Raw genomic sequence first — 24,939 nt, 5'->3', positions numbered from 1 at the left:
AATCCTGAACATTCGTAACAAAGCTTGTAATTCCCCGACCGAATTGAAGAGTATGGCACAAGCAGAAGGCTCCTCGGGCACGGACAGTGAGCGATTGACCGTGCTCTGCGTTGCGACACAGCCCGGAATGGCAGAGCTAACGGGGGCCTGTCTGGAACGGTCGGACAGTCGGATCAGCACGGTTACGGCACTGACCGTCGCCGAGGCGTTCGAGCGGCTTCGAGAGGGGGAGATCGACTGTATCGTCAGCGAATACCACCTCAGCGACGCTGACGGGCTCGTTTTGCTGGAGGCGATCCGCGCGAGTCACCCGGCGCTTCCGTTCGTTCTGTTCACTAGTCGCGGCTCCGAGGGAGTCGCGAGCCGAGCGATTACCGCCGGCGTCACTGATTACGTCGAACAGACGACCGGTGTCGAGCAGTACGACCGACTCGCTTCTCGAATCACGACCGCCGTCGACCAGTATCGGCGCGACAGACAGATGGCCGATCCCGAGCAGCAGGCGACGGCGACACTCGAACCCGCTGTCGATCCCGTGTTTATTACCGTCGACGGAAGTTGTGTCTACGCGAACGCCGCCGCGCGGTCCCTGCTCGGTGAGGAACCTGCCGACAGGCCGCTGGCGTCCGTGCTGGATATCGACGACTCGACTGTCGCGGCCGTCGAGGCCGGCGAGAGTCGGCTGACGGCGCTTCGTCTCGATGCAGGTTCGACATCTGTTCGGGTCACCGCCCGCGCAATCGAGTGGGACGATCACTCGGGCGCAGTCTACGTCTGTTCGCCCGAAGGCGGCCGAGATCTGACCACTGCTGAGTCCCGAAGTGACGTACTCGAGACGGCCTTTCGCTCCGCCCCGGACGGGATTCTTCTCGTCGGCCCCGACGGGTCAGTTCTCACGTACAACGACCGGTTCCCCTCGCTGTGGGGGATCGATCCGGCGACGCTCGACGCCGCCACGGTCGATTTCATCGGGATGTTGCTGTCCGATAGCATCGATGGCACGGATACGCCAGCGTCGCGGCTGTCGGATCTGTGGGCGGTCACAGAACCACGACGTGACGAGATCTCACTCGCTGACGGCGGGATGCTCGAACAGTACATCGTTCCGCTGCAGACGGCCGAGGGCGACCGCCTCGGGACCGCGCTGTACTACCGCGATCTCTCCGAAACGGTTCGGGCGGCAAACGCCCGTGAGCCGGTGTTCGACCGGATGAGCGATGCGGTCTGTGCACTCGATGACGACTGGCAGTTCACCTACGTCAACGACCGGGCAACCGATCTGACTGGCCGGGACCGCAGTGATCTGCTTGGGAAGAGACTCTGGGATGCGTTTCCGGGATTGGTGGGGACCGATCTGGAAGACCAGTACCGCGAAGCGATCGCGACCGGGACGACGCTGACGACGGAGACGTACTACGAACCGCTGGCAAAACACCTCGAAATCCGTCTGTTTCCCTCCGAGACGGGGATGACGATCTACTTACGGGACATCTCCCACGAGCGAGATATCGAGGCAGAACTTCGCCGGACGATCGAGGAACTCGAAACGCTGTACGAACTGGCGTCCGATCAGGACCGACCGTTCGAGAAAAAGCGTCGACAGATGCTCCGAATCGGTGCGGAATATTTCGATCTCCCGTACGGCTTCGTCACCAAAGTCGAGGACGGCGAACAACTGATCGTCGACTCGATCGGAGATCACCATCTGTTGCAACCCGGTGAAACGTGTGCGCTCGACCAGTCCTACTGCAGAAAGACGATCACGAGCGAGACAGATCTGCTCGCTGTCCAGAACGCGATCATCGAGGGCTGGGAGGACGATCCCGCTTACGAGACCTTCGATCTCGGGACCTACGTCGGCGCGAAACTGTTGGTCAACGGTGAGCTGTACGGAACGCTCTGTTTCGCCTCGACGGAGCCGCGCGAGCGGGAGTTCTCTGACAGCGAACGGACGCTCGTCGAGGTGATGGCAAAGTGGCTCTCCTACGAGTACGACCAACGGGCCTACCGCCAGCAACTCGAAGAGCAAAACGACCGGCTAGAGCGGTTCGCGAGTATGGTCTCACACGACCTGCGAAACCCGCTCAACGTCGCGATGACGCGGCTGGATCTCGCTGCCGAGGAGTCTGACAGCGAACATCTCGGTTCGGTCGCTGACGCCCACGACCGCATGCAGGCGCTGATCGAGGACATCCTCCTGCTGGCCAGACAGGACGGCGCAGTCGAGAACCAGACCGATCTCAATCTCGGAGCTGTCGCAAAGGCAGCGTGGGAGACCGTCGAGACGGGGCCGGCATCGTTGTCGGTCGACGGTGATCGGGTGGTCTCGGCCGAGGAGAGCTGGCTCGTCCAACTCTTCGAGAATCTGTTTCGCAATGCCGTGGAACACGGCCCAGCCGACAGCGGAGCGGACGACCCCGGCCTGTCGATCACGGTCGGCACGATCGAGGACGGATTCTACGTCGAGGACGACGGAACCGGCATCCCGGCCGAAGATCGGGATCGAATCTTCGAGGAGGGTTTCTCGGGGTCGCCCACCGGGAACGGACTGGGGCTGACCATCGTCTCGGAGATTGTCGATGCCCACGGCTGGACCACCACTGTCACGGAAAGCGAGACGGGTGGCGCACGGTTCGAGATCAGCGGGGTCGAGTGAGATGACGACACGACACGAGATTTCCGTCGAGGGCGAGACTGTCGTCGCGGTGCATCACGAGGCCGAGGGCGACCGCTGGCTGGTCTGCTGTCACGGCTTCATCAGCGACAAGAGCGGCAGCTACGAGTCCCGCTGTCAGCGGGCGGTTGCAGAGGGGTACAACGCGGTTCGGTTCGATTTTCGCGGCTGCGGGGAGTCCTCGCGCTCGTTCGGCGGCCAGACGCTGAGCACTCGGATCGACGACTTGCGGGCAGTCCTCGCGCTCGTTCGGCGGCCAGACGCTGAGCACTCGGATCGACGACTTGCGGGCAGTCCTCTCGTATTTCGACCCCGGCAAAGTCGTCCTCTTCGGGTCGAGTTTCGGTGGGAAAGTCGCGCTCCACGTGGGGGCGACCGTCGATGTCGAAGCAATCGCGACCCGTGCGCCGGTCACGTACACCCGGGCCTTCGAGAAGTACCGGTCGAGTTCCGAGTCGACCGACGATCTGGTCGTCGGCATCGAACCAGTGTTTTTCGACGATCTCGATTCGTATCCCTTCGAGTCCGCCGCGGCCGAAATCTCGGTTCCGGTTGCGATCTTTCACGGCCACGAGGACGACTCCGTCCCCGTCGAGGACAGCCTCGAAGCCGTCGGCGCGCTGTCGGTCGATACTGCCCTCGAACTGTACGAGGAGGAGGGTCACCGTTTCTCGCGGGCGGCCGAGACGCGGATGCGGGATCGACTGTTCGGGTGGCTCGACTCGCTCGCCCAGTGAGTGGATTTTCACACCCTGGGAACAGGGAGCTTTTTTAATCCCGTCCTCGGTGTAATCTCAGCTAATGGCTACGAGTGGTCAACCCCCAGAACCGTTCCGGGAGATCGAACTACCGGATGGCAGCAATCCCATCTCGAAAGGCGTCGTCCAGCGCGTGCGCCGGGAGGACGGGACCGTCTTCGTCGACATCACCATCGACGGCCTCGGCGACGGGCTCAAAGAGCGGATCGTCCAGCAGCTTCGGGGGGCAGCGCTGGCCCTGCCCGAGGCCGAACACGTCCGCATCCAGCCCATCGACCACGGCGACAAGGACGTCGAGATTCCCGAAGCCGAGCACGTCCTCGCGGTCGCAAGCGCCAAAGGCGGTGTCGGGAAGACGACCGTCTCGGTTGCGCTCGCCCGAACACTCGCTGCTCGCGGGTACGAGGTCGGACTGTTCGACGCCGATATCTACGGCCCGAACGTCCCGCACCTCCTCGAAGATGTCGAGGGGCCGGTGCTGCAGAACGACCTCGGTCAGCCAGTGCCACTCGAAACCGAGAGTATCCAGATGCTCAGCCCAGGGGTCGTCGGCGGCGAGGCACCGACCGCCCGTCGCGGTGCAATCGCCTACGGCGCGATGGAGAACCTGCTCGGACAGGGGGCGTGGGAGGACTGCGACGTGATGATCATCGACATGCCCGCCGGCTCCGACGACGTAGCCGGGGCGCTACTCGAACACGTCCCCGTCGACGGCTCAGTGCTCGTGACGACGCCGTTCGACGCGAGTATCGACGACACCCAGCGGACGCTCGATCTCTTCGAGGAGAACGGCGTCACCCCTATCGCGGCCGTCGAGAACATGAGCACCTACGAGTGTGACTGCTGTGGCGAGGAAAACGATCTGTTCGACGATACGGTCGATCTGGACGTGCCGACGATTCACCGACTCCCCTTCGACCGGGAACTCCAGCGCAATCCAGGCGGGAAAGGTGGTCACGAGGCACTCGACGGTGTCGCGGACAGTGTCGAGGACTTCGTCGACGAGGTGCTAGGAGCGATTCCCGAGGATGCGGTCGATCTGCGAAGCCTCCCGCCGGAGAATCAGGTTCGCCAACTCAGTGCCGAACTCGCTATCGCCAACCCTGGAGAGACCGTTCGGGCCGTCGTCGAGGATCCCACGCAGGTCGTCGACACGCTCAAGGGAGATGTCGGTGGTCTGCTCGACGAGGTCGATAGCTCACAGGGCGGGACGACCGGTGTGATGCTCGAACTGACTCGTAGCTGATCGACACCTGTCTATTTCTCCGCTGCTGGCCAGTCTTTGCCGGGTCTTCCCTCTATTTTTCATAAGTTGAAAACAACGGGGGTTTTAATATCCCGCTGTCTCGAAGGCCGGAGTATGGCATCGAATGAGTCCTCTGGCCTCAGAACCCAGTACGAGTCGTTCCTATGGGGGATGATGGACTGGCTGGGGGTCACAGAATCGATTGAACGAAAAGTATTCACCGCCGTGTTGATCCAGTTTCTGGTCACCGTCAGCATCTTTCTGACCCCGTTCGTGGTTTCGGGTATCGCGTGGTATCTCCTCGCTGGCGTGCTCTTTTTCGGGGCTATCGTCGCGATGTTCAATACGGTCTTGATCGTTCGGCAGGATTTCACCGAGCCGATTTCCCAACTCGAAGCGACTGCCGAGGAGATTGCGAACGGAAATCTCGACGTCGAGGTCACGGGGAGCGACCAGACCGACGAAGTCGGCGGTCTCACCCGGTCGTTCGGGGACATGCACGAGTACTTGCAGACGGTCTCGGCACAGGCCGACGCGCTCGCAGCACAGGAGTTCGACGATCCGGTCCTCGACGAGGAAGTGCCCGGTGAGTTCGGCGAGTCCCTCTCGCGGATGTCGGAGAATCTCGAAGCGTACACCTACGAACTAGAGGAGATGACCAACCGCCTCGAACGCCGCTCCGAGCGACTGAACGAACTCGTTGCTGCCTTCGGTGAGGCTGCCAATCGGGCCCAAGATGGAGATCTGACGGCGACGCTCGATCAGGCAGACCTGGACATCGAGGAAGAACAGCACGCCGAACTCGTCGACAACTACAACCAACTCGTCGAGACGCTCGCCGAGACCATCCGAGAGGTCCAGTCCTTTGCAACCGAGGTCTCGGAAGCGAGCGATGACGCCGAACGGAGCATGTCAGAAATCGATGAGGCCAGTTCCGAGGTCTCCCGGTCCGTGCAGGAGATCTCTGCGGGAGCAGCGGGCCAGTCGGAGGATCTGCAGACGGTCGCCGAGGAGATCAACACCCTCTCGGCGACGGTCGAAGAGATCGCCGCCTCGGCCGACGACGCCGCGACGACCGCACAGGGAGCGGCCGAGAAGAGTCGGTCCGGCCGGGAGTCGGCACAGGGAGCACTCGAAGAACTGGACGAACTCGAACGCGGCATCGACACGACGGCTGAAGCCGTCGAAGAACTGGCCGATCAGGTCCACGAGATCGACGAAATCGTCTCCTTCATCGAAGATATCGCCGAGGAGACCAACATGCTCGCGCTCAACGCCTCCATCGAGGCCGCTCGCGCCGGCGAGAGCGGGCAGGGCTTTGCCGTCGTCGCCGACGAGGTCAAATCGCTGGCCGAGGAGACCCGCGAGTACGCCAGTGAAATCTCGGCACGGATCGACACGGTCCAAGAGAGTTCCGAACGGACCGTCACCGACGTGCGCGAGATGGAATCGCAGGTGTCCGAAAGTGTCGGAACGATCGAGGCGGCGCTGGTCGATTTCGAGGATATTGTTGACGAGGTAGAAGCGGTCAACCAGTCGATGCAGGAGATCAGCGACGCGACCGACGAACAGGCCCAGACGACCCAGGGGGTCGTCGGGATGATCGACGACGTTGCGAGTGTGAGCGAGGAGACGACCGCCGAAGCCGAGAACGTCGCCGCAGCGGCACAGCAACAGGCCTCGTCCGTGACGGCTGTCACGCAGACGATCCGGGGACTGTCGGGCCAGTCCGACGATCTCAATTCTCTGCTCGCCGAGTTCACCGTGACCGACAGCGAGCAACGCAGCGATCAGCCGATCACACAGACCTCCTGATCACTTCGGTCCCTCGATTACCAGGGCGTCCTCTTCAAACGCGCCGAGATCGCCGGTCAGATACCAGCCATCGCTCAGTTTCTCCCGCCACGTCATCGCATCCGCCCAGTAGCCGTCGATAACGTTGGGTCCGCGGACGAGCACTTCATCGTCCTCCGCCAGCGCGATTTCGACGCCCGGCAGCGGGCCACCGACCGTCTCGACGTCGTAAGCGCCGGCACGGTTGATCGTCGCGAAGCCGGTGAGTTCGGTCGCGCCGTAGATCTCGCTCAGCGGCACGTCGAACCCGCGGAAGAAATCGAGCAGTTCGCGGTCGATCGCTGCCGTTCCGGTGAGTGCGTACTCGATGTTGCCTAGCCCGACCTCCTCGCGGAGATTTGCGAACACCGTCTTGTTCGCAATCGTGTGTTTCAGTGAGAGTGACGTCGAGACCGACCGGCCTTCGGTCTTTGCGTTGCCGACGGACTCGGCGACACCGCTTGCGAGCGAGCCAGTCAGTCCACCGGACTCCTCGCGTCTGTTCTCGATCTCTTCGTGCAGTCGCTCGTAGACCGTCGGGACACCGATCAGCACCGAGGGCTGGACGGTCCGGAGATCGTCGAGTAGCTGATTGCGGCGGGTGTACGCGACCGTGCCGCCGGTGTTCCAGAGGTGGTAGGTCAGCACTCGCTGGTAGGGGTGGGCAAGCGGCAGGAAACAGGTCCCCGTCGCCCCCGGATCCAGCGGGAGCGCGGTGTCGAGCATCTCGATGGTCGCGCGCAGGTTTCGGTGGGTGATCGCACAGCCGTTGGGGTGTTCGGTCGTGTCAACCCGGTAGAGGATGGTCACTGGATCGTCGGGATCGGCCTCGAACCCGGGAAGGGAGTCTGCCCGGCCCGTCGGCAGGGCGTCGATCGATCGCGTCTCGGAGACGAGTTCTTCGACCCCCTCAGGAAGGTTCGAGTCCGTCACGAGCAGTTCGAGACCGGCATCCTGACAGACGTGTCGTGCCCGGTTGGTGTCGAAAAGCGGCGAGAGCGGAACGGAGACGAGGCCGGCGAGGTGACAGGCCATCTCGACGGTCGTCCACTGCGTCGAGGCTGCTGCGTGGATTCCGACCCTGTCGCCAGGTTCGAGTCCCATGTCGAGGAGTCCGCCTGCGACGGCGACGGCGTCTTTGTATAGCTCCTTGAACGGTCGCGTTTCTCGTCCATCGTCAGTCAGTTCGACCGTCGCGGTTCGGTCGCCGTACTCGTCGACGGTCGATTCGAGCCAAACAGCCGTCGACTCCGACGGCACCGATAGCTCCTCGCCACTGTACACCTCGCTGGCAATCGTCACGCTCTCCTGCTCGTCGGTGGTATTCTCGGCGATACCGGACTCGTTGGTGGGCTCGTTATCCGCGGAAGCTGTCGGTTGCTGGTCTTCGCTGGATGCGTCGTCGCCCTCGTGTGGGTCCTCGCTGTCCCGGTCGGCTTTCAGTTTTCCGGGCTCGTACTCGTAGTCCTCGCCGACCTTGTCCTCGTAGTACTCCGAGTAATTTTGATCCTGATTCAGTCCGGCGATGTGTGAGTCCAGCCAGTCCCGGGCAAAGAGCAACACCTCCATGCTGATCGTCTTGCCCGCCTCGTGTTTCTCTCTGAGTTCGCTGACCTTCTCTGCGAACTGTTCGTGCATCTCCCGGTGGTTGTAAAAACAGTTCGCACAGTCCATCGCGAAGCCACAATCCTGCATGAACTCCTCTTCGTCGCCGAAGTGATACTCCGTGTACCGCTCGAGTTCGCGAAGGATTTCACCGACAGCCTCCTCGGATCGCCCCTCGTCCATGGCGGTCGAGAGATCGTTCAATAGCTCGAACAGCCGCCTGTGCTGGTCGTCGAACCGCTCGATACCGGTGCTGTACCGGTCGTCGTCCCACTCGATAAATCGCTCTTGATCGCCCTCGTCCACCTCTGGTTGCATGTGCAAAATTTACCCGCCAACGGTGTTAAGCCGACGTGGAAATTCCACGGACTTGCAATCCTGAAAACCGTTATGTGTCGTAATTTCCGAAATAAAATTGCGTGGAAAATATGAAGGCTTTTTCCCGTCATCTGGCCCCTTGGCTCCGTTCGTTCGGCCGGGGCAGTCCAACCGCTCAGCAGACGAAACACCGGTCCGTCGAGCCGTCGGTCTCGAACTCGAACCGCGCCCCGCCGGCGTCCGAGTCAGTGACTCGTACACGCCAGTCGTGTGCTTGTGCGACTGTCTCGACGATAGCGAGGCCGAAGCCACTCCCCTCGTCTGCCGTGTAGCCGAACTCGAACACCTCGTCTTTGGCATCGTCGTCGATACCCGGCCCGTCGTCTTCGACGTAAAATCCCTCCTGCAGCGCACCGACGCGGACGGTCACGTCCGACCCGCCGTGGGTTATAGCATTGCAAAAGAGATTCTCGAAGACGTGCCGGAGTTTGTCCGGATCGGCCCGCAGTGTCGTCTCTGTTTCGACGTCGAGTGACGCGTCTTCAGTGTCGACGTGTTGCCAGCAGTCGGTAGCGATCGACCGCAGCGAGACGGTCGCTGGCTCCTCGACGAGTTCCCCTTCGCGAGCGAGGGTGAGAGTATCGTCGATGATCCCCTCCATCCGCTGGTGTGCTTCGGCGACGTTGTCGAGTGCGTCCGCGTCGGTATCACCACTCCGCGCGAGGCTCACGTAACTCTGGGCGACGGTGAGTGGGTTCCGCAGGTCGTGGCTGACAGCGCTGGCGAACCGCTCCAGACGCTCGTTCTGTTGTTCGAGCTTTCGGCTGTACTGTTCGCGCTCGATTTCGTAGCCGACCCAGTTCGCGAGCGTTCTGACTGTCGATTTGTGCGCATCGAGGATGAGTCGATCTGTCGGTTCGCGGCCGCCGAAACAGAGCGTGCCGTACAACTCTTCGTCGACGAGGACGCGCGCTCCGGCGTAACATCTCAGTCCGAACTCCTCGACGGCGGGGTCACCCTCCCACCCCTCGGTCACCGCGTCTCCGATAATAACTGGCTCGTCGCTCTCGATGGTCTTTCGACAGTACGTCCGTTCGAGCGGATCCGTCTTCCCCGCCTCGATCGACTCGTGGTCGCCGACGGCGGCGAGGATCTCCTGTTTGTCGTCCGCGATCCGGGTGAAGTATCCGATCTCGTAGCCGAGCTGTTCCGCCGCCATCTGCAGGACGGTCTCGATTTTTGTTTCGAGGTCACCGTCGAAATGGGCGGTGATGTCGTACAACCGCGACAGTGTCGTCTCCGACCGTTCGACCTGCTCCTCCAGCCGCTGTTGTCTCGTGATGTCCCGCTGAATGCCGACGAATCGCTCGATCGCTCCGTCCGCTCCAGTAACCGGTGCGACCGTCTGATGAGCGATGTACTGTTCTCCCGAACGCGTTTCGTTGATGATCGTTTCCTCCCAGACCTTGCCGTCGAGAATAGTCTCCCACATCTGCTCGTAGTACGCCTGTCCCTGCTCTCCAGACTTCAGAATGCGCGGGGTCCGGCCGATGGCCTCCGCTCTGTCGTACTCGGTCAAATTCTCGAAGGCGGGGTTGACGTACTCGATGACACCTTCGTCGTCGGTGATGACGACCGCATCGGCCGCGTGTTCGATTGCTGCCTCGATCCCGTCGAGTTCGACACTCCGTAGCCCCTCCTGGGCTTCGAGAAGCGAGTCGACTCGGGTCAACAGATCGAGATCTGTCCCCGATTCGACTGGGATGTACTCGGAGACACCGGCACGAGTGGCTGCGCCCGCCAGTGACTCGGAGCCATCGAACGCGAGCAATCCGATCGGGACGGCGCAGTCGCGGCTTCGGATGCTGGTGATAAACTCGACCACGTCGGCTTCGAGTCGGTCACTGACGAGCAGACAGTCGATATCAGCCTCGGCGAGCACAGCCAGTGCGGCCTGTTCGTCAGCCACCGCCCGCACGTCGACGCTCTGCCCGAACCGCGCCGATAGATCTGTCCGATCGTCGACGAGTAACACGCGGGGCGGACACTGCTCCGAGCGGTCCCGGTATTCGGAGACAGCGTCCTCAGAAGAGACGAACTCAGATTCCTGCAGACTCCTGTTAGCGCCGTCAGTCATCAGCCAGTTTTGGATGCTCAGACGGATCCCTTCCCGACTGCAAAATAAACTCTTTTAAATTGCTCTTCGGGCTACTCACGCCTCGGGGTCCCGGACGACCGTCACGGAGGTCGGGGAACGGCGGACGACCGTCTCCGCGACACTGCCCATGATGAGCCGCTGGAGCCCATCACGGCCGTGGCTCCCCATCACGATGTGGTCCGTCTCGTGTTCGTCGGCGTATCTCACAATCGACGGAGCGGGGTCGCCACCGACAGTGTCGGTCTCGATTTGCTCGTCGGCGTACTCCTCGGCGGTGTGGATCACCTCCTCGGTGTGTTCGTCGAGATGATCGGCCCAGTTTTCGATTTCGCCCGGCGAGTTTATTTCGGGATCGGTCACCTCTTTCGGGGGATAGACCGCGTAGACGGCCGTAATCTCGGAGTCGGGGTACCGTTTCACCGCGTAGTCCAGCGCGGCTTTTGCGGGGTCGGAGCCGTCGAACGGCACGAGGATCTGTGCGGGCGAATCACCGTCGACGCTCGGCGGTTGCCGGACGACCGTTACTGGAACCGATGCCCGGCGGACGACCGTCTCTGCGACACTTCCCAGCAGCAGCCGTCTTGCGCCGTCTCGTCCGTGACTGCCGATCACGATATGATCGACTTCTTCATCCTCGGCGACGGCGAGCAGTTCGTGGATCGGCCGGCCGTACCGAACGACCTGCTTCGCGGATCGATCTTCCGGGAGCGAGTCGATGACCTCTTGCAGCATCGATTCGGCGCGCTCGAACTCCTGCTGGTATCGGGTCGCGCTGTATCCTCCGGCCTCGGTGTGATCGGCGAACGGTTCGATCACGTAGGCGAGACAGAGCTGTTGATCCGGAAACGCTTCGGTCGCCATCTCCAGTGCGAACTCCGACTGTTCTGAACCGTCGTACGCGACGAGGACAGTCATATCCACAGCTACACCGCCCCCCTACAAAGTATCCGTGGGCTCACCGAGGGACTGGCTGGCATCCGGAGTCGACGGGTTCCTGCCATCGTCAGTCGATGATGCTGGTTCGCTGTGTCTCCGGATCGAGATAGACCAGCAGCGTTCCGTCCTCGGTCTCGGCATCGAGCACCCAGACCGTGAGCTGTCGGCTGACGGAGGTGATCTCCGCGTCGTAGCCCTGCTCTTCGAGTGCCTCGCTCGCGATCGTTTTGGCCTGCTCGCTGTTCTCGACGGTCACGTCAGTCTCGGGGAGTTGGACGGTCATCACCGGCATCGATGCGTGTCTGACGAGTCGCTCGGCGACGCTGCCTAGCAGTTGTCGTTTCACCCCCGACCGGCCGTGGGTCCCCGATACGATGATATCAGCATCGATCTCTTCGGCGTAGTCGAGAATCGTCTCGGCGGGGTCGCCGTTCAGTACCTCCGTCTCGACTTCGACGCCGTGGGCTTTCGCCATGTTTTCGACGCTTTTGACAGCGTTTTTCCCCTGCTGTTCGAGGGTGTCACTGTCCGAACCGAGCAGCGCGCTGACATCCGAGTCGACGACGTTGACCCCGTGGACTGTCGCGCCGTACTGCTCTGCCAGATCGATCGCCTGCAGCGTCACGTGTGCTGATCCGGTACTCCCGTCGGTTGGATGAAGGATACGTTCGTACACATCTGTTAGTTTGCTAGCAGACAAGAAAAACAGCGAGGGTGTTACCAACTGACTGGGATTCTTTCTCGGGAGAAATCGAAAGGAGTGTGTACACACCGGAGATAGCGGTAGGTATGTACGACGACATTCTGGTGCCGACCGACGGAAGCGATTCCGTCGATACCGTCCTCGAACACACGGTCGATATCGCAACGCGACGAGAGGCCACGGTTCACGTCCTCTACGTCATCGACGACCAGGCGTTTCTCACGCTCGACGACGAAATGAAAGACGAGGTGCTCACCGAAATGCAAACCGAAGGCGAGCGCGCCCTCGACGCTGTCGTCTCGGAGACTGAAGCCGCAGGGCTGGACACGGTCACGTCGATCAAGCGCGGTCGACCTGCCGAACAGATCGTCGAGTACGCCGAAACGGCCGATATCGACGTGATCACGATGGGCACGCAAGGCGACGAGTACACCGAAAACATCCTCGGCAGTACCTCACAGAAAGTCGTCACCCAATCGCCCGTCCCGGTCCTGACTGTCGACGTCTCTGACCGGTAACACTTTTTTCGGTTTCTATTCTCTCCTGTCTCCCCTGTGGTGAGCGATTTTCATCTCGTTGAGAACAGTTTTCAGGCAGTTGCATACGGTACCCCATCTTAATATACCTCGATATTCGGGAGAATTCGGCTCCCCTTCTCAAGGGACGGGAATCAAATACAGGTCTTCATATTGGGGCTTCAAACGAGTAGCTGTAACCGATGACTACCGAACAGACCCCCCGAATCACGCACAGCACCTCGACTGCGAGGTGGTCTTTCTATGTCTGACAGCGAAGACAGTGGTGACGGTGTGCTCCCGTTCTCCAGACGTGAGATTCTGGGCGGTGCGGCGAGTACCGCCACGTCGGTCGGTCTGGGATATCTCGGCTACCGTCGCTTCTCACAGGACGACGAGGGCGGATCGCCGAGCGAGGACACCGAGGAACCCGAGGAGGATCCACTCGCGGACGTTCGGAACCCGCTCGCGGAACACCCCAACCGGGACTGGGAGTCCTTTTACCGCGATCACTACGAGGTCGACGACTCGTACGTGTTGACCTGTACGCCGAACGACACGCACAACTGCTATCTCGAAGCCAACGTCAAAAACGGCGAAGTCACGCGACTCGGCCCGACGATGAACTACGGGGAGGCGACAGATCTCGACGGCAACGGCGTCTCCGACCGGTGGGACCCGCGGGTCTGTAACAAGGGGCTTGCGATGATCGAGCGGTTCTACGGCGAGCGTCGCGTCAAGAACCCGATGATCCGCGAAGGGTTCAAGCAGTGGGTCGAAGACGGCTTCCCGCGAGAGGAAGACGGCTCGATGCCGACCGAATACGCACAGCGCGGCGAGGACAACTGGATCGAGGCTGACTACGACGAGGCCTACGAACTGGCCGCGAGAACCTTCGTCCACCTCGCGGACTACTACAGCGGCGAGTCGGGAATGCAGAGCCTCCTCGATCAGGGGTACGACGAGCGCGTCGTCGAGGAGACGCAGGGCGCGGGCGTCCGAACGATGGCGTTCCGCGGCGGCATGCCAATTCTGGGCGTGCTTCGACTGTTCGGCCAGTACCGACAGGCCAACTCGATGGCACTGCTTGACCGGTACGTCCGCGATGTTGACGAAAACGAGGCTCTCGGGGCGGTCGGCTGGGACAACTACTCGTTCCACACCGACCTGCCGCCGGGCCACACGATGGTCACCGGCCAGCAGACCGTCGACTTCGATCTGGCTAACGCCGATTACGCCGATCACATCGTCCTGTCGGGGATGAACTGGATCTGTACGAAGATGCCGGACTCGCACTGGCTGACCGAGGCCCGACTCAAGGGATCGAAAGTGACCGGCATCTTCACCGACTACAACGCCACTTCGACGAAATGTGACGAGTTCATCAACGTTCGTCCGGCCTCTGACTCCGCGCTGTTCCTCGGCGTGGCCCGCGAACTCATCGACCGCGGCGAGTACGACACCGAGTACGTCCGCAAGCACACGGACATGCCGCTTTTGGTCGATGTCGAGGGCAAGGAGTTCCTCCGAGCGAGCGACCTCTTCGAGGAGTACGAACACGAGGACCTCGCCAAGACCCAGACCATCGGCGAGGACGAGGAGCCACCGGGTCCGGACGTGCCCTCGCTCAACGAACAGATCGTCCGCGAGGACATGCGCCGCGAGTGGGGCGATTTCGTCGTCCGAAACGCCGAGACTGGCGAGTTCGAGGCGGTCAGCCGCGACGACTACGGCGACGACTTCGAAGTGCCGGCCCAACTGGAGGGTACCTTCGAGGTCGAACTCGCCAACGGCGAGACGGCGACGGTCCGCCCGGTGTTCGACCTGATCCGAGAACACCTCGACGAGACGTGGGATATCGAGGCGACGGCCGAGGTAACCGGCGCGTCCGAGCAAGCCGTCCAGGATCTCGCCGACGACTTCACCAACAACGACGACTCGCTGATCATGACCGGGATGGGCCCGAACCACTTCGCCAACTCCGACAACAAGGATCGGGCCGCTTTCCTGCTGGCCAGTCTGACCAGCAATATCGGCACCCACAGCGGCAACATCGGGAGCTACGCCGGCAACTACCGCGCCGCCTACTTCAACGGTATCCCGCAGTACATCCACGAGTCACCGTTCGACATCCAGGACGACCCCGGCACCAACGCGACTGTCGACAACCGCATCGACATGCAGTCGGCGCACTTCTACACGAACCTCGACAAACCGCTCAAGGTCGACGGCGAGTACTTCCAGGGCGACAGCCACATGCACACGCCGACGAAGTCGCTGTGGGTCGCGGGCTCGAACTCGATTCTCGGCAACGCAAAAGGGGCCTACAAGATCATCGAGGAGATGCTCCGCAGCGGCAAGATCGAGGCCTTCTTCTGCAGCGAGTGGTGGTGGACGATGACCTGCGAGTACTCCGACATCGTCTTCCCCGCCGACTCGTGGGCCGAGAACCACGTCTACGACATCACGGCCTCCGTGACGAATCCGTTCATCAACATCATGCCCGAGACGGGGCTGGACGACCGCGTCTACAACACGCGAGGCGACGCCCAGCACTACAAGGGCGTGGCGAAGAAACTCGCCGAAATTACTGGCGACGACCGCTTCGTCGACATGTGGGAGTTCATCGACGAGGACGACTACCGCGGCAAGCCGTACATCCAGCGGATCCTCGACAACTCCAACGCAACCGCCGGTTACGACGCCACGGAGATGCTCGAAGACGCCCGCGACGGGATTCCGACCGTGTTGATGAGTCGGACGACGCCGAAGAAAGTCGGCAGCGAGCAGGTCCTCGACGACAGTCCGTGGTACACGAAGACCGGCCGGATGGAGTTCTTCCGCGAGGAACCGGAGTTCACCGAGGCCGGGGAGAACCTGCCGCTGCACCGCGAGCCGATGGACGGCACACCATACGAACCGAACGTCCTCGTCGACGACAGCGACAGCCCGGTGATCGATCCCGATACGCCGGAGGACCGCGGCTGGGACAGCGAGGCCAAAGCCCGGGACACCAGCGACCGACAGGTCCGGAACGTGGTCTACTCGCCGACGGATCTCACCGACACGAACCACCCGCTGAAAGACATCGAGGACGGCTACGACTACGTCTACATCACGCCGAAGTACCGCCACGGCGCACACACGTTCTCGAACGCGATGCCGAACATCGCGGTCTGGTGGGGGAACTACGGCGACATGGATCCCGAGGACGACCGCAAGCCGTACATCGGCGAGGGCTACATCGAGATGAACCCGCAGGACGCCCGCGACGAAGGATTCGAGGACGGTGACTACGTCTGGGTCGACGCCGACCCGAGCGACCGTCCGTACCCCAGCGCAGAGGCCCAGGACGAGGACGACTACGCCCGCGCGATGATGCGCGTGCGCCACCAGCCGGCCATCCCCAGCGGGATCACCCGGAGCTGGATGAACCTCAACCAGACCTCACACACCACCTACGAGGCCCAGCAGGACGACGAGAGCGAGTGGGCGAAAAACGACCGCACCGGTTACGTCTCGCTGTACCGCCAGGGCGGCCACCAGTCGATGACGACCACGTGGCTCCGTCGGACCTGGCTCACGGACACGATGGCTCGCAAGAACCTGTTCGGACAGGGAATGGGTGAAGGGTTCGCGCCCGACGCTCACTGTGCGAACGGCGCGCCGAAGGAATCGTTCGTCAGAATCGAGAAGGCAGAGGACGGTGCCGCCGACGGAGAGGGCCGCTGGCGACCCGACGGGCACTTCTCGGACGTCCTCAGCATGCGCCCCGGATACGAAAACGACGCGATGGAGGAGTACATCGCCGGCGAATACGTCAACAACGAAGGTGACTAACAATGCCACAAGTCGAAAACTGGCAGCTCGGCCGCGAGATGGATTACCCCTACGAAGAGGCCCGACCCGACAACCAGTGGGCGGGCGTCTTCGATCTGAACAAGTGTATCGAATGCCAGACGTGTACCCTGGCCTGTAAGACGACCTGGACACACGGCGAAGGCCAGGAGCACATGTTCTGGAACAACGTCGAGACCAAGCCCTACGGTTCGCACCCTGTCGGCTGGGACGGCCGGCTGCTGAACGAACTCGGCGACATGGAGTGGGACGAAGACGGCACCTATCAGGGCGATACGATCTTCGAGGCCAAGGGGACCGACTGGGAAGATCCGGAGAACCACCCGACGGAAAACCTCGGCACGTCCGCCGACAACCTGGCCGGCTTCATGCCCGGCGAAGACGACTGGCGGTACCCGAACCTCGGCGAAGACGAACCAGCAGGACAGGAGATGAGCCAGGACATGCACTTCGACGAGGAGACCCACCCCGTGTGGTTCTTCTACCTGCCGCGGATCTGCAACCACTGTACGTACGCGGCGTGTGCCGGTTCCTGTCCGGTCCAGGCGATCTACAAACGCGAGGAAGACGGGATCGTCCTGATCGATCAGGAGAACTGTCAGGCGACGACGCAGTGTAACGAGGCCTGTCCGTACAAGAAGGCGATCCTCAACCCCAAAGAGGGTGTCTCCCAGAAGTGCGTCGGTTGCTACCCCAAAATCGAGGAGGGGAAAGCCCCGCAGTGTTTCGAGAACTGCATCGGGAAGATCCGGATGCACGGCTACGTCAACCATCCGGACGACGCCGAGGTCGGCGACCCCCGTGAGGAAGTGGTCAATCCGATCGACTTCATGGTCCACGAGAAAGAGATCGCCAAACCGCTGTACCCGCAGTTCGGGCTGGAGCCGAACGTCTACTACATCCCGCCGATCACTGCGCCGGTCGATTACCTGACCCAGATGTTCGGGCCGGGCGTCGAGGAGGCCATCGAGACCTACCGCGCCGCCCGCAACGGCGAGGAGCCGGCGGTGCGAGCGCTGCTGCACCTGATCGGCAGCACCGAGTGGTCGCTGACCGGCTTCGAGATCGACGGCGACGAGGCCATCGGCTACTACGAGGGCGACGAAGTCGGCCGCGTGCCGCTCGAAGAACCGCAGACCGAGCGCGACCGCTACGACGAGGACGAAGAGGTCTACAGACTCGACATCGCATAACCATGAGCAACAACATCTTACAGTCGAAATCAGATGCGCCCGACCCTTCCACGGAGTCGGCTCCATCGCCCCCCAGTGAAAGCGACACCAGACGGGTCGTCGAGCGGACAACTGCCGAGGAGGCGGTCCAGCGGGCCCGCCTGTACTCGCTGCTGTCGATCGGATTCGACAGACCGGGCGAAGAGCTCGAAGCCCTCCTGAACGAGGGTGTGTTCACCGAGGACATCCGGGAGGCCGCCGGGGAACTCGACGATAAGCAACTCACCACGGCCGTCGACGCCATGATCGACGAGATTGCCGGGACCGACAGCGACGACCTCTACTTCGAGTGGGGGTCGCTGTTCGGTGTCGAAGAAGGCGTGACTGTCTCACAGTACGAACTCACCTACCTGCCGGGGCCGCTGATGACGACCGCCCGCGAGATCGCCGACATCAACGGCTTCTACAAGGCGTTCAATCTCGCACTCGGCGACGGGGAAAACGACCGGAAAGACCTGCTGGTCTTCCAACTCGAGTTCCTCAGCCACCTCTGTCTGCGGGAGGCGTACCTCCGGCAGGAAGGTGACGACGAAGGCGTCGAGGTCGTCGTCGATGCGCGCCGAAGCTTCGTCGAGGAACATCTCGGCCGCTGGTTCTGGCGCTTTGCCGACGAGGTCTGCAAACACGACGACGACTTCTACGCCGCGCTGACTGATCTCCTCTCGGCCTTCGTCGAGGCGGAGATCGACGTGCTCGATGTCGATCCCGAGTGGGTGCCGGACGACCCCGAAGTGATCGAGTGGAACGAGGACATCTTCGGCGACTCCGGCCGCGGCTGCGGCGGCTGTGGCATGGGCGACGACAGCATCGAAGAGGAGTTCAAAGGCGTCATGCCGTCCGGTCCGCCGGACCAGTCGGATCTCTCCCCGGAAGAACTCGATGAGTCCGGTCCGAACTGACCGATCTGTCCGGTAGTCACCTCGTCTCTCTTATTCAGCGATATCTTCGATCCACGTCATCGCGGCCATCGCCTTCGGGAACCCGACTGTCGGAATCGCGAGGACTGCGGCGTGTTTCAGCGTCTCGGGGTCGACTCCCTCGTCGAGTCCGCGGCGGACATGCGAGTGAACTGCGCCCTCGGACTGGGTGCCAATCGCGAGTGCGAGTTTGACCAGTCGTTTCGTCTCGTCGTCGAGCGGTCCCCCGTCGGCCGTCGCTTCTCCGAGTTCGGAGTATGCCTCCCAGACTTCGGGGTACTCCTCGGCGAACTCGCCGGCCGCTGCCGGCAGGTCCTCTGTCGGATCATCGATTGTGTCTGTCATACAGCCGGAATATCACGAGCCTCGTACAAAGAAATTCCCACGCTCGGCCCGACTCACTTCTCGTGGGCCCAGAACTCCTCGCCGACGGTCACTTCTTTCTTGAACAGCGGAACGATCTCTTTCAGCCGGTTGATTCCGTCCTCCACAGTTCGGAAGGCCTCGGTGCGGTGGCCCGCCAGCACGACGACGAAGACGATGTCTTCGCCGGCCTCGATGACGCCAGTCTTGTGGTGCAGTCGGACCTCGTAGACGCCGTCGCGTTCCTCTAACTCCTCGCGAATCTCGGCCATCTTCTGTTCGGCCACCTCGTCGTACTTCTCGAACTCCAGAACCTCCGTTCGCTCGTCGTCGGGGTCCTCCTTCGCCCGCACCCGCCCAGTGAAGGTCGCAACCGCGCCGCTGTACACCTCGTCGGGTGACCGTTTGATCTCCGCAACGAGCGAGGACAGCGTCTCGTAGGGTTCCGTCTCGTCGAGCGCCTCGATGATCGCATCTACGTCGGCTTCTTCCCCACTCGGTTCGCGGGCGAGTACCTCGCCGCGTTCGACCTCCCGATCACCGAGGACGACCGTCGGCAGTGCGAGATCCGAATACCCCTCGACGATGGCGTACTCACAGCGCTCGCTCAGTCGTTCGAGTGCCTCGTGGAGATCCATCTCAGAGGTGGCGCCGGTCGCGAACCACTCCTCCTCGCCGATGCCGTAGGTCTGGACCGCGCCGGCCGAGCGGTGTCGGGCGGTGTCCTTGCCCTCGGTGTCGAGATCAGGCTCACAATCGATGTGTTTGACTGTCCCGACGCGACCGCGCTCCGAGAGGCGTTCGGTGAGTCGCTCGGCCAGTGTCGTCTTCCCCGTGTCCGAGTGACCGACAATCGAGAGAACGTGCATACCCATCTTTCACGGTCGGAGGGCTTGATTGTTCGGCCTGTTCCTGTCGTCTGGGCTCGCTCACCGCTCGACAGTCTTCTCGACCACTTCCACGTTGTCGATACCCGTCGCCGGATACTCGCCGTCGTCGTCCTTCTCAGCGGCTTTGACCATATCCCAGACGACGTTCAGTCCCGTCGTCACACCCTCCAGTGCTTCCATCTCACAGCCGGTCTTGCCGATTGTCTCGACAGCAACAGTCAGCGTCACCGACTCCTCGCCGACGTCGAAACTCGTCTCGACGTTCGTGATCGGGATCTGGTGACACATCGGAATTGTTTCCCACGTGTGTTTTACTGCCTGAATTGCGCCGATCCGGGCCGTGGCGAGCACGTCACCCTTCTCGATGCCGTCCGACCGGATCGCCTCGATGGTCGAGGGCTGGAGGTCGATCCGCCCCTCTGCGACCGCCCGGCGTTTGGAGTCGGCTTTGTCGCCGACATCGACCATCTGTGCGTTGCCGTCTTCGACGTGGGTGAGATCCGTGCTCGGATCCGTCTCCTGATCGCTCATATCACTGCTGGGTGGCCCTGCCAGTAATGCTCACCGGTCACCCGGGGAAGACCTGCCCCTCTTCGATGCCGACTTTGCCGATATCGTCGAGTCGCTGGAGGCGCTCTCCGGCCAGATCCTCCTCGACGCCGAGTTCGACTGCTCGCTTGATCACCTGCTGTCGGGTGGGTGCCTCGACGATCAGTTCGTCGGCGTCGGTAACGATTTCCTCGGCGACGATGGCCTGTAAGATAACCATCGCACGCTGTTCGGCGGAGGTCTCCCGACGCGACCACTCGATCGAGAGCGTGCCGTCGTCGTTGATACTTTTGACGGCGAATCCCGACGGGAGTTGCTCGCTGACGGCCGCGACGAGCGCGGCCCGGTCGAGCGTGGCTTTGATTCGCTGTGTCCGGCCGTCCGAACTCGTCGAATCGACCGCGGCGTTGGCTCCCTCCATCGAAATTGCTCGTTCGACGACTCCTGTCAACTCTTCGCTGACGTCGTCGAGCATCGTCCGTTTGCGTGCGCGGTACTCTCGCTCTTGCTCGGCGAGTTGCTCGTACCGCTGCATTCGTTCGTGTGAACTGGCCTCCTCGTCGCTACCCATACCCCGGCTACTGTGTCGAGCAACAAACCAGTGTGGGTCGCTGTCCGGACAGCCTCAGTTCTTCGGGCGGTAATCCTCGCCGTAAATCTCTGCCATCTTCTCCTCGTGGACGTCGAGGATCGTATTCCGGACTTTCTTCATCGACGGGGTGAGCATGTTGTTCTCCGGCGTCCACTCCTCGCCGACGAGCGCGAAGTCGCGGATCTTCTCGTGTTTTTCGAGTTGCTCGTTGGCCTCGTCGACGGCCTCGCTGACCCACTCTCTGGCGCGGTCGTCTTCGATTGCGGCGTGGTTGTTCTCGGGCAGATCGATCCCCTCCTCGTCGGCCCACTTGCGCATCGACTCGAAGTTCGGCACGATGATCGCGCCGACGAACTTCTGGTTGTCGCCGACGACCATGATCTGCTCGACGCGGTCGTTCGTCGAGAAGAGATCCTCGATCGGCTGCGGTGCGACGTTTTTCCCGGTGTCCGGAACGATGATCTGCTTGAGTCGCTCCTGGAAGAGCAGGAAGCCGTCGGGCGTCTGTTCGACCAGATCGCCGGTTCGGAACCACTTGCCGGTGTCAGCACCTGCACCGTCGGCAGCCACCGCCTCGGCTGTCCTGGTGCTTTCGGTGGGGTCGTCAGTGAACGCTCGCTCGGTCGCACCCGGCTTGTTCCAGTAGCCGTCGGTCACGTTTTCGCCGCGGACGAGCAGTTCACCGACCGTGCTCCCCTCGACCTCCCGGTCGACATCGTCCTGATCGACCGCCGATTCGTCGATTGCGACGTCGACGCCGATCAGCGGGGTACCGAGCGTCCCCGGCCGGATGTCGTCGACGGAGTTCGTCGAGACGACCGGTGCCGTCTCGGTCAGTCCGTATCCCTCCGTTACGACGATGCCCATGCCGTTGAACATCCGACAGAGATCGGTGCTCAGACTGCCACCGCCGGAGACCATGATCTCGATGTTGCCGCCGAGTTGCTCTCTGACCGTCGAGTAGACGAGTTTGTCCGCAACCGAGTGTTTGAGTCGGAGGAGCGATCCTGGATCCTCGGCCTGCTGGTAGTCGATGGCGACATCCAGCCCCCAGTTGAAGATTCGCTCTTTGACCGAACTCTCTGCGGCCTGCTCGCGCATACTGTCGAAGATGCGTTCGTAGACTCGCGGGACGCTCGCGGCTGTCGTCGGCTGGATTTTGTTGATATCTTCGGAAATCGTGTCTGTGCTCTCGGCGTAGCCGACCGTCGCCCCGGAGCCGTAGGAGACGAAACTCCCGACTGTTCGCTCGAAGACGTGTGCGAGCGGCAAAAACGAAATCGTCGTCGAGTCGCTGCTGATGCAGGGTCGATCCGGTTCGTCCGGCCGCGGGCCGGCGCGTCGCCGGATCATGTGGACGTTCGACCGGAAGTTCCAGTGTGTCAGACGGACCCCTTTGGGTTGACCGGTCGTTCCCGACGTGTAGACGAGACTGGCGAGGTCGTCCGGCTGGCGGTCGTCGATCCATCCCTCGTAGGTCGCTTCGTCGAACTGCTCTTCGCCGATATCGTGAACGTCCCCGAGGGTGTAGATATCGTCTCGCTCGTACTCCGACTCCGGTTCGTCGACGACGACCATGAACTCCAGATCGAGGCTGTCCTCGACTTCGAGCACCCTCTCCAGTAGCTGTTCGTTCTCGACGACGACAGCACTGGCTTCGGGATCACTGAGTAGGTACTCCGCCTGCGTCGGCGAGGAATCGGTGTAGACGGTGGTGACGACACAGCCCGCTGCGAGCACCGCGTAGTCGGTCTGTGCCCACTCCATGCGCGTGTTACAGAACAGCCCAACCCGGTCGTCCGCCTCCAACCCCAGTTCGCGGAACCCAGTCGCGAGATTACGGACGATTCGGCGCATCTGTCGGTAGGAAATCGATTCGTACTCGCCTGCCTGCGCGTCGGGAAGCAGGTGATCGATCGATCGGTCGTAGATACCACCCTTGAACAGTTGGGCCTCCCCATCGAGGTTGGCCGCGGCGCTTTTCTCGAACAGCTCCGGAATCGTCCCCCGCTCACGCATCGGATCCTCGTAGTTACGCTCGGCCGCCAACCAGTCTGGCTCCTGAATCTCGTTCGACATCTTGTTGCTGGATACGAAATACCCCTACAAAAAGATCGGTCTTTTGGATAGGCCGTGTTAACAGTTGTCCAATATATACCTTTGATACCTATTTTTGCGGTTTTATTACGGATTTCTGTCACCGACTGACACGTCCGTCTGGCTGGGTCGGCGACCACGACACATAAACGGGGCGCAGTTGTATGGGCTCGTATGAACGACGACGAGTCCGCCGCTTCTGGCTGGTTCGCTGGGGTCGACCCGGGCGATACCGAGGCCGCGCGTGCGGCGATTCGTGACGGCGAGGCCCCGGAGACGGCCGATTGGCCTACCCTCGCCGTCGAGAGCGGCTTTGCCGACACCGAGACGGAGTATTACGACCTGCTTCACGAGGCCACCACGGCGGCCACCCGAGCGGAAGTCCGCGAGCGCGAGCAGGCCGACGACCAGCAGTTGATTCACGCCATTCGCGCGCTCGACGACTGTCAGCGGGTGCGAAACGAACTCACCGAACGAGTCGGCGAGTGGGCCGGCAGTCAGGATTCCGATGCCGATGTCGACAGCGAGTACATCGCCGACCTCGCCGAACGCGACCCCGACAACCCGATGGAGGAGCGACTCGTCTCGCTGGCCGGTCGCATCGTCGATCTGGAAGACGAAACGCAGTCGCTGCAGACTGTCGTCGACTCGACGGCCACCTCCGTCGCGCCGAATCTCACCGCGCTCGCGGGCGCGGAACTGGCCGCCCGCCTGATCGCACTCGCGGGTGGACTGGACGAACTGGCGAAAAAGCCCGCGGGGACGGTGCAGGTGCTCGGTGCCGAGGACGCCCTCTTCGCCCACCTCCGCGGGGGTGCGCCCTCGCCGAAACACGGGGTGATCTACACCCACGAGTACGTGCGTGGGATCCGCCCGGAGGACCGCGGGTCGGCCGCCCGCGCACTCGCGGGCAAACTCGCAATCGCCGCCCGGATCGACAACTACTCCGGAGAGTATCGTCCGGAATTGGAGGACGAACTCGACGACCGGATCGAGCGTATCCGCGCTCGTGAACACGAATGATCGACGGCCTCTCCCGGAAGACCATCGACGGCGAGACGGGGCTGGCGACACAGGGTGAGCCAGTGTACGGCGAACCGACCGAGGATGGCTGGCGGCTGTGGGATCGCTCGCGATCGAAACTTGCCGTCCTGCTCGACCGCGATGTCGAAACAGGCCTCGACGACGACTCGACGGTGCTGTATCTCGGTGCCGCCAGTGGGACGACCGTCAGCCACGTTGCCGATGTCGCCGGCCCGACCTATGCGGTGGAGTTCGCACCCCGGCCGACGCGGGATCTGCTCGACGTGGCGGCTGACCGGCCGAATCTCTTTCCACTGCTCAAGGACGCTCGCGAACCGGAGACCTACGCCCACGTCGTCGAACCAGTCGACGTGATCGTACAGGACGTTGCGATCCGTGGGCAGGCCGATGTGGCGCTGACAAACAAGCAGTTCCTCCGCGATGACGGGCGACTTGTCCTCTCGGTGAAAGCCAGGAGCGAAGACGTGACGCGCGATCCGGAATCAGTCTTCGAGGATGTGCGCCAGCGACTCGAAGACGGATACGAGATCGAGTACGCCGAATCGCTGGACCCGTTCCACGACGACCATCTCGGGATCGTCGCCACTCCAGAGTAATCACGACAATCGCCGTGACCCCAAATTAAGCGCGACAACCGTCGCTGTTTGGCGT

20 protein-coding genes are annotated in these 24,939 nt (G+C 62.2%); 10 read left to right on the top strand and 10 right to left on the bottom strand.

The window, feature by feature from the left end; genetic code table 11:
* Nucleotides 1-52 precede the first annotated feature (52 nt).
* Entirely contained in the window at nucleotides 53-2,656 is a 2,604-nt protein-coding gene (locus V8P86_RS04715) for a PAS domain-containing protein (protein ID WP_336326083.1), read from the top strand.
* On the opposite strand, the gene V8P86_RS04710 is transcribed toward V8P86_RS04715, so the two are convergent.
* The gene (locus V8P86_RS04710; protein WP_336326082.1) at nucleotides 2,640-2,945 is read right to left on the bottom strand and encodes a hypothetical protein; all 306 of its coding nucleotides are present in this window, start codon (nucleotides 2,943-2,945) and stop codon (nucleotides 2,640-2,642) included. The two genes, V8P86_RS04715 and V8P86_RS04710, sit on opposite strands and share 17 nt — an antisense overlap.
* 13 nt (nucleotides 2,946-2,958) lie before the next feature.
* Between V8P86_RS04710 and V8P86_RS04705 the strand changes: the two genes are divergently transcribed.
* The 3 genes from V8P86_RS04705 (at nucleotide 2,959) to V8P86_RS04695 (ending at nucleotide 6,493) form a co-directional block, all read left to right on the top strand.
* The gene (locus tag V8P86_RS04705) at nucleotides 2,959-3,411 is read left to right on the top strand and encodes an alpha/beta hydrolase family protein (RefSeq protein ID WP_336326081.1); all 453 of its coding nucleotides are present in this window, start codon (nucleotides 2,959-2,961) and stop codon (nucleotides 3,409-3,411) included.
* 64 nt (nucleotides 3,412-3,475) lie between these two features.
* Nucleotides 3,476-4,678 (top strand): Mrp/NBP35 family ATP-binding protein, encoded by a 1,203-nt coding sequence (locus tag V8P86_RS04700; protein ID WP_336326080.1) that lies wholly within the window; start codon nucleotides 3,476-3,478, stop codon nucleotides 4,676-4,678.
* A 174-nt stretch (nucleotides 4,679-4,852) separates the two neighbouring features.
* Nucleotides 4,853-6,493, top strand: coding sequence for a methyl-accepting chemotaxis protein (locus V8P86_RS04695; protein ID WP_442909367.1), 1,641 nt, complete (start codon nucleotides 4,853-4,855; stop codon nucleotides 6,491-6,493).
* Here the strand turns inward: V8P86_RS04695 and V8P86_RS04690 are convergent, their stop codons facing one another.
* The 4 genes from V8P86_RS04690 to V8P86_RS04675 form a co-directional block, all read right to left on the bottom strand.
* Nucleotides 6,494-8,434, bottom strand: a complete 1,941-nt coding sequence (locus V8P86_RS04690) for a bacteriohemerythrin (protein ID WP_336326078.1) — start codon at nucleotides 8,432-8,434, stop codon at nucleotides 6,494-6,496.
* 175 nt (nucleotides 8,435-8,609) lie between these two features.
* The gene (locus tag V8P86_RS04685; protein WP_336326077.1) at nucleotides 8,610-10,571 is read right to left on the bottom strand and encodes a hybrid sensor histidine kinase/response regulator; all 1,962 of its coding nucleotides are present in this window, start codon (nucleotides 10,569-10,571) and stop codon (nucleotides 8,610-8,612) included.
* 75 nt (nucleotides 10,572-10,646) lie between these two features.
* A complete protein-coding gene (locus V8P86_RS04680) occupies nucleotides 10,647-11,507 on the bottom strand; it encodes a universal stress protein (RefSeq protein WP_336326076.1) in 861 nt (286 codons plus the stop codon).
* A gap of 88 nt (nucleotides 11,508-11,595) precedes the next feature.
* Complete coding sequence (locus tag V8P86_RS04675; protein ID WP_336326075.1) at nucleotides 11,596-12,204, bottom strand: universal stress protein; 609 nt, start codon at nucleotides 12,202-12,204, stop codon at nucleotides 11,596-11,598.
* A 113-nt stretch (nucleotides 12,205-12,317) separates the two neighbouring features.
* Between V8P86_RS04675 and V8P86_RS04670 the strand changes: the two genes are divergently transcribed.
* From V8P86_RS04670 to V8P86_RS04655, 4 genes are all read left to right on the top strand, one after another.
* Nucleotides 12,318-12,749, top strand: coding sequence for a universal stress protein (locus tag V8P86_RS04670; protein ID WP_336326074.1), 432 nt, complete (start codon nucleotides 12,318-12,320; stop codon nucleotides 12,747-12,749).
* Nucleotides 12,750-13,010: 261 nt separating this feature from the next.
* Nucleotides 13,011-16,586, top strand: coding sequence for a molybdopterin-dependent oxidoreductase (locus V8P86_RS04665; RefSeq protein ID WP_336326073.1), 3,576 nt, complete (start codon nucleotides 13,011-13,013; stop codon nucleotides 16,584-16,586).
* 2 nt (nucleotides 16,587-16,588) lie between these two features.
* Nucleotides 16,589-17,797, top strand: coding sequence for a 4Fe-4S dicluster domain-containing protein (locus V8P86_RS04660; RefSeq protein ID WP_336326072.1), 1,209 nt, complete (start codon nucleotides 16,589-16,591; stop codon nucleotides 17,795-17,797).
* 2 nt (nucleotides 17,798-17,799) lie between these two features.
* The gene (locus tag V8P86_RS04655; RefSeq protein ID WP_336326071.1) at nucleotides 17,800-18,735 is read left to right on the top strand and encodes a TorD/DmsD family molecular chaperone; all 936 of its coding nucleotides are present in this window, start codon (nucleotides 17,800-17,802) and stop codon (nucleotides 18,733-18,735) included.
* Between the two features lie 30 nt (nucleotides 18,736-18,765).
* On the opposite strand, the gene V8P86_RS04650 is transcribed toward V8P86_RS04655, so the two are convergent.
* The 5 genes from V8P86_RS04650 to V8P86_RS04630 are packed head-to-tail and all read right to left on the bottom strand — an operon-like array spanning nucleotide 18,766 to nucleotide 23,226.
* Nucleotides 18,766-19,098: a carboxymuconolactone decarboxylase family protein gene (locus V8P86_RS04650; RefSeq protein ID WP_336326070.1), complete on the bottom strand. Its 333-nt coding sequence runs from the start codon at nucleotides 19,096-19,098 to the stop codon at nucleotides 18,766-18,768.
* Nucleotides 19,099-19,151: 53 nt separating this feature from the next.
* Nucleotides 19,152-19,985, bottom strand: a complete 834-nt coding sequence (locus tag V8P86_RS04645; RefSeq protein WP_336326069.1) for a molybdopterin synthase — start codon at nucleotides 19,983-19,985, stop codon at nucleotides 19,152-19,154.
* Between the two features lie 60 nt (nucleotides 19,986-20,045).
* Complete coding sequence (gene moaC / locus V8P86_RS04640) at nucleotides 20,046-20,537, bottom strand: cyclic pyranopterin monophosphate synthase MoaC (protein ID WP_336326068.1); 492 nt, start codon at nucleotides 20,535-20,537, stop codon at nucleotides 20,046-20,048.
* Between the two features lie 37 nt (nucleotides 20,538-20,574).
* A complete protein-coding gene (locus V8P86_RS04635) occupies nucleotides 20,575-21,126 on the bottom strand; it encodes a hypothetical protein (RefSeq protein WP_336326067.1) in 552 nt (183 codons plus the stop codon).
* Nucleotides 21,127-21,180: 54 nt separating this feature from the next.
* Nucleotides 21,181-23,226, bottom strand: a complete 2,046-nt coding sequence (locus V8P86_RS04630) for an AMP-dependent synthetase/ligase (RefSeq protein WP_442909351.1) — start codon at nucleotides 23,224-23,226, stop codon at nucleotides 21,181-21,183.
* Nucleotides 23,227-23,418: 192 nt separating this feature from the next.
* Here V8P86_RS04630 and V8P86_RS04625 point away from each other — a divergent pair, with 192 nt between their 5' ends.
* Nucleotides 23,419-24,267 (top strand): NOP5/NOP56 family protein, encoded by an 849-nt coding sequence (locus V8P86_RS04625; RefSeq protein WP_336326066.1) that lies wholly within the window; start codon nucleotides 23,419-23,421, stop codon nucleotides 24,265-24,267.
* Nucleotides 24,264-24,884 carry a fibrillarin-like rRNA/tRNA 2'-O-methyltransferase gene (locus V8P86_RS04620; protein ID WP_336326065.1) on the top strand — a complete coding sequence of 207 codons (621 nt, stop codon included), beginning with the start codon at nucleotides 24,264-24,266 and terminating at the stop codon, nucleotides 24,882-24,884. The genes V8P86_RS04625 and V8P86_RS04620 overlap by 4 nt, the downstream gene beginning before the upstream one ends.
* The last annotated feature ends 55 nt before the right edge of the window (nucleotides 24,885-24,939 follow it).

Source organism: Halovenus anhuiensis, assembly GCF_037080055.1.
Lineage (GTDB): Archaea > Halobacteriota > Halobacteria > Halobacteriales > Haloarculaceae > Halovenus.
This window is presented reverse-complemented; position numbering and strand designations above follow the sequence as displayed.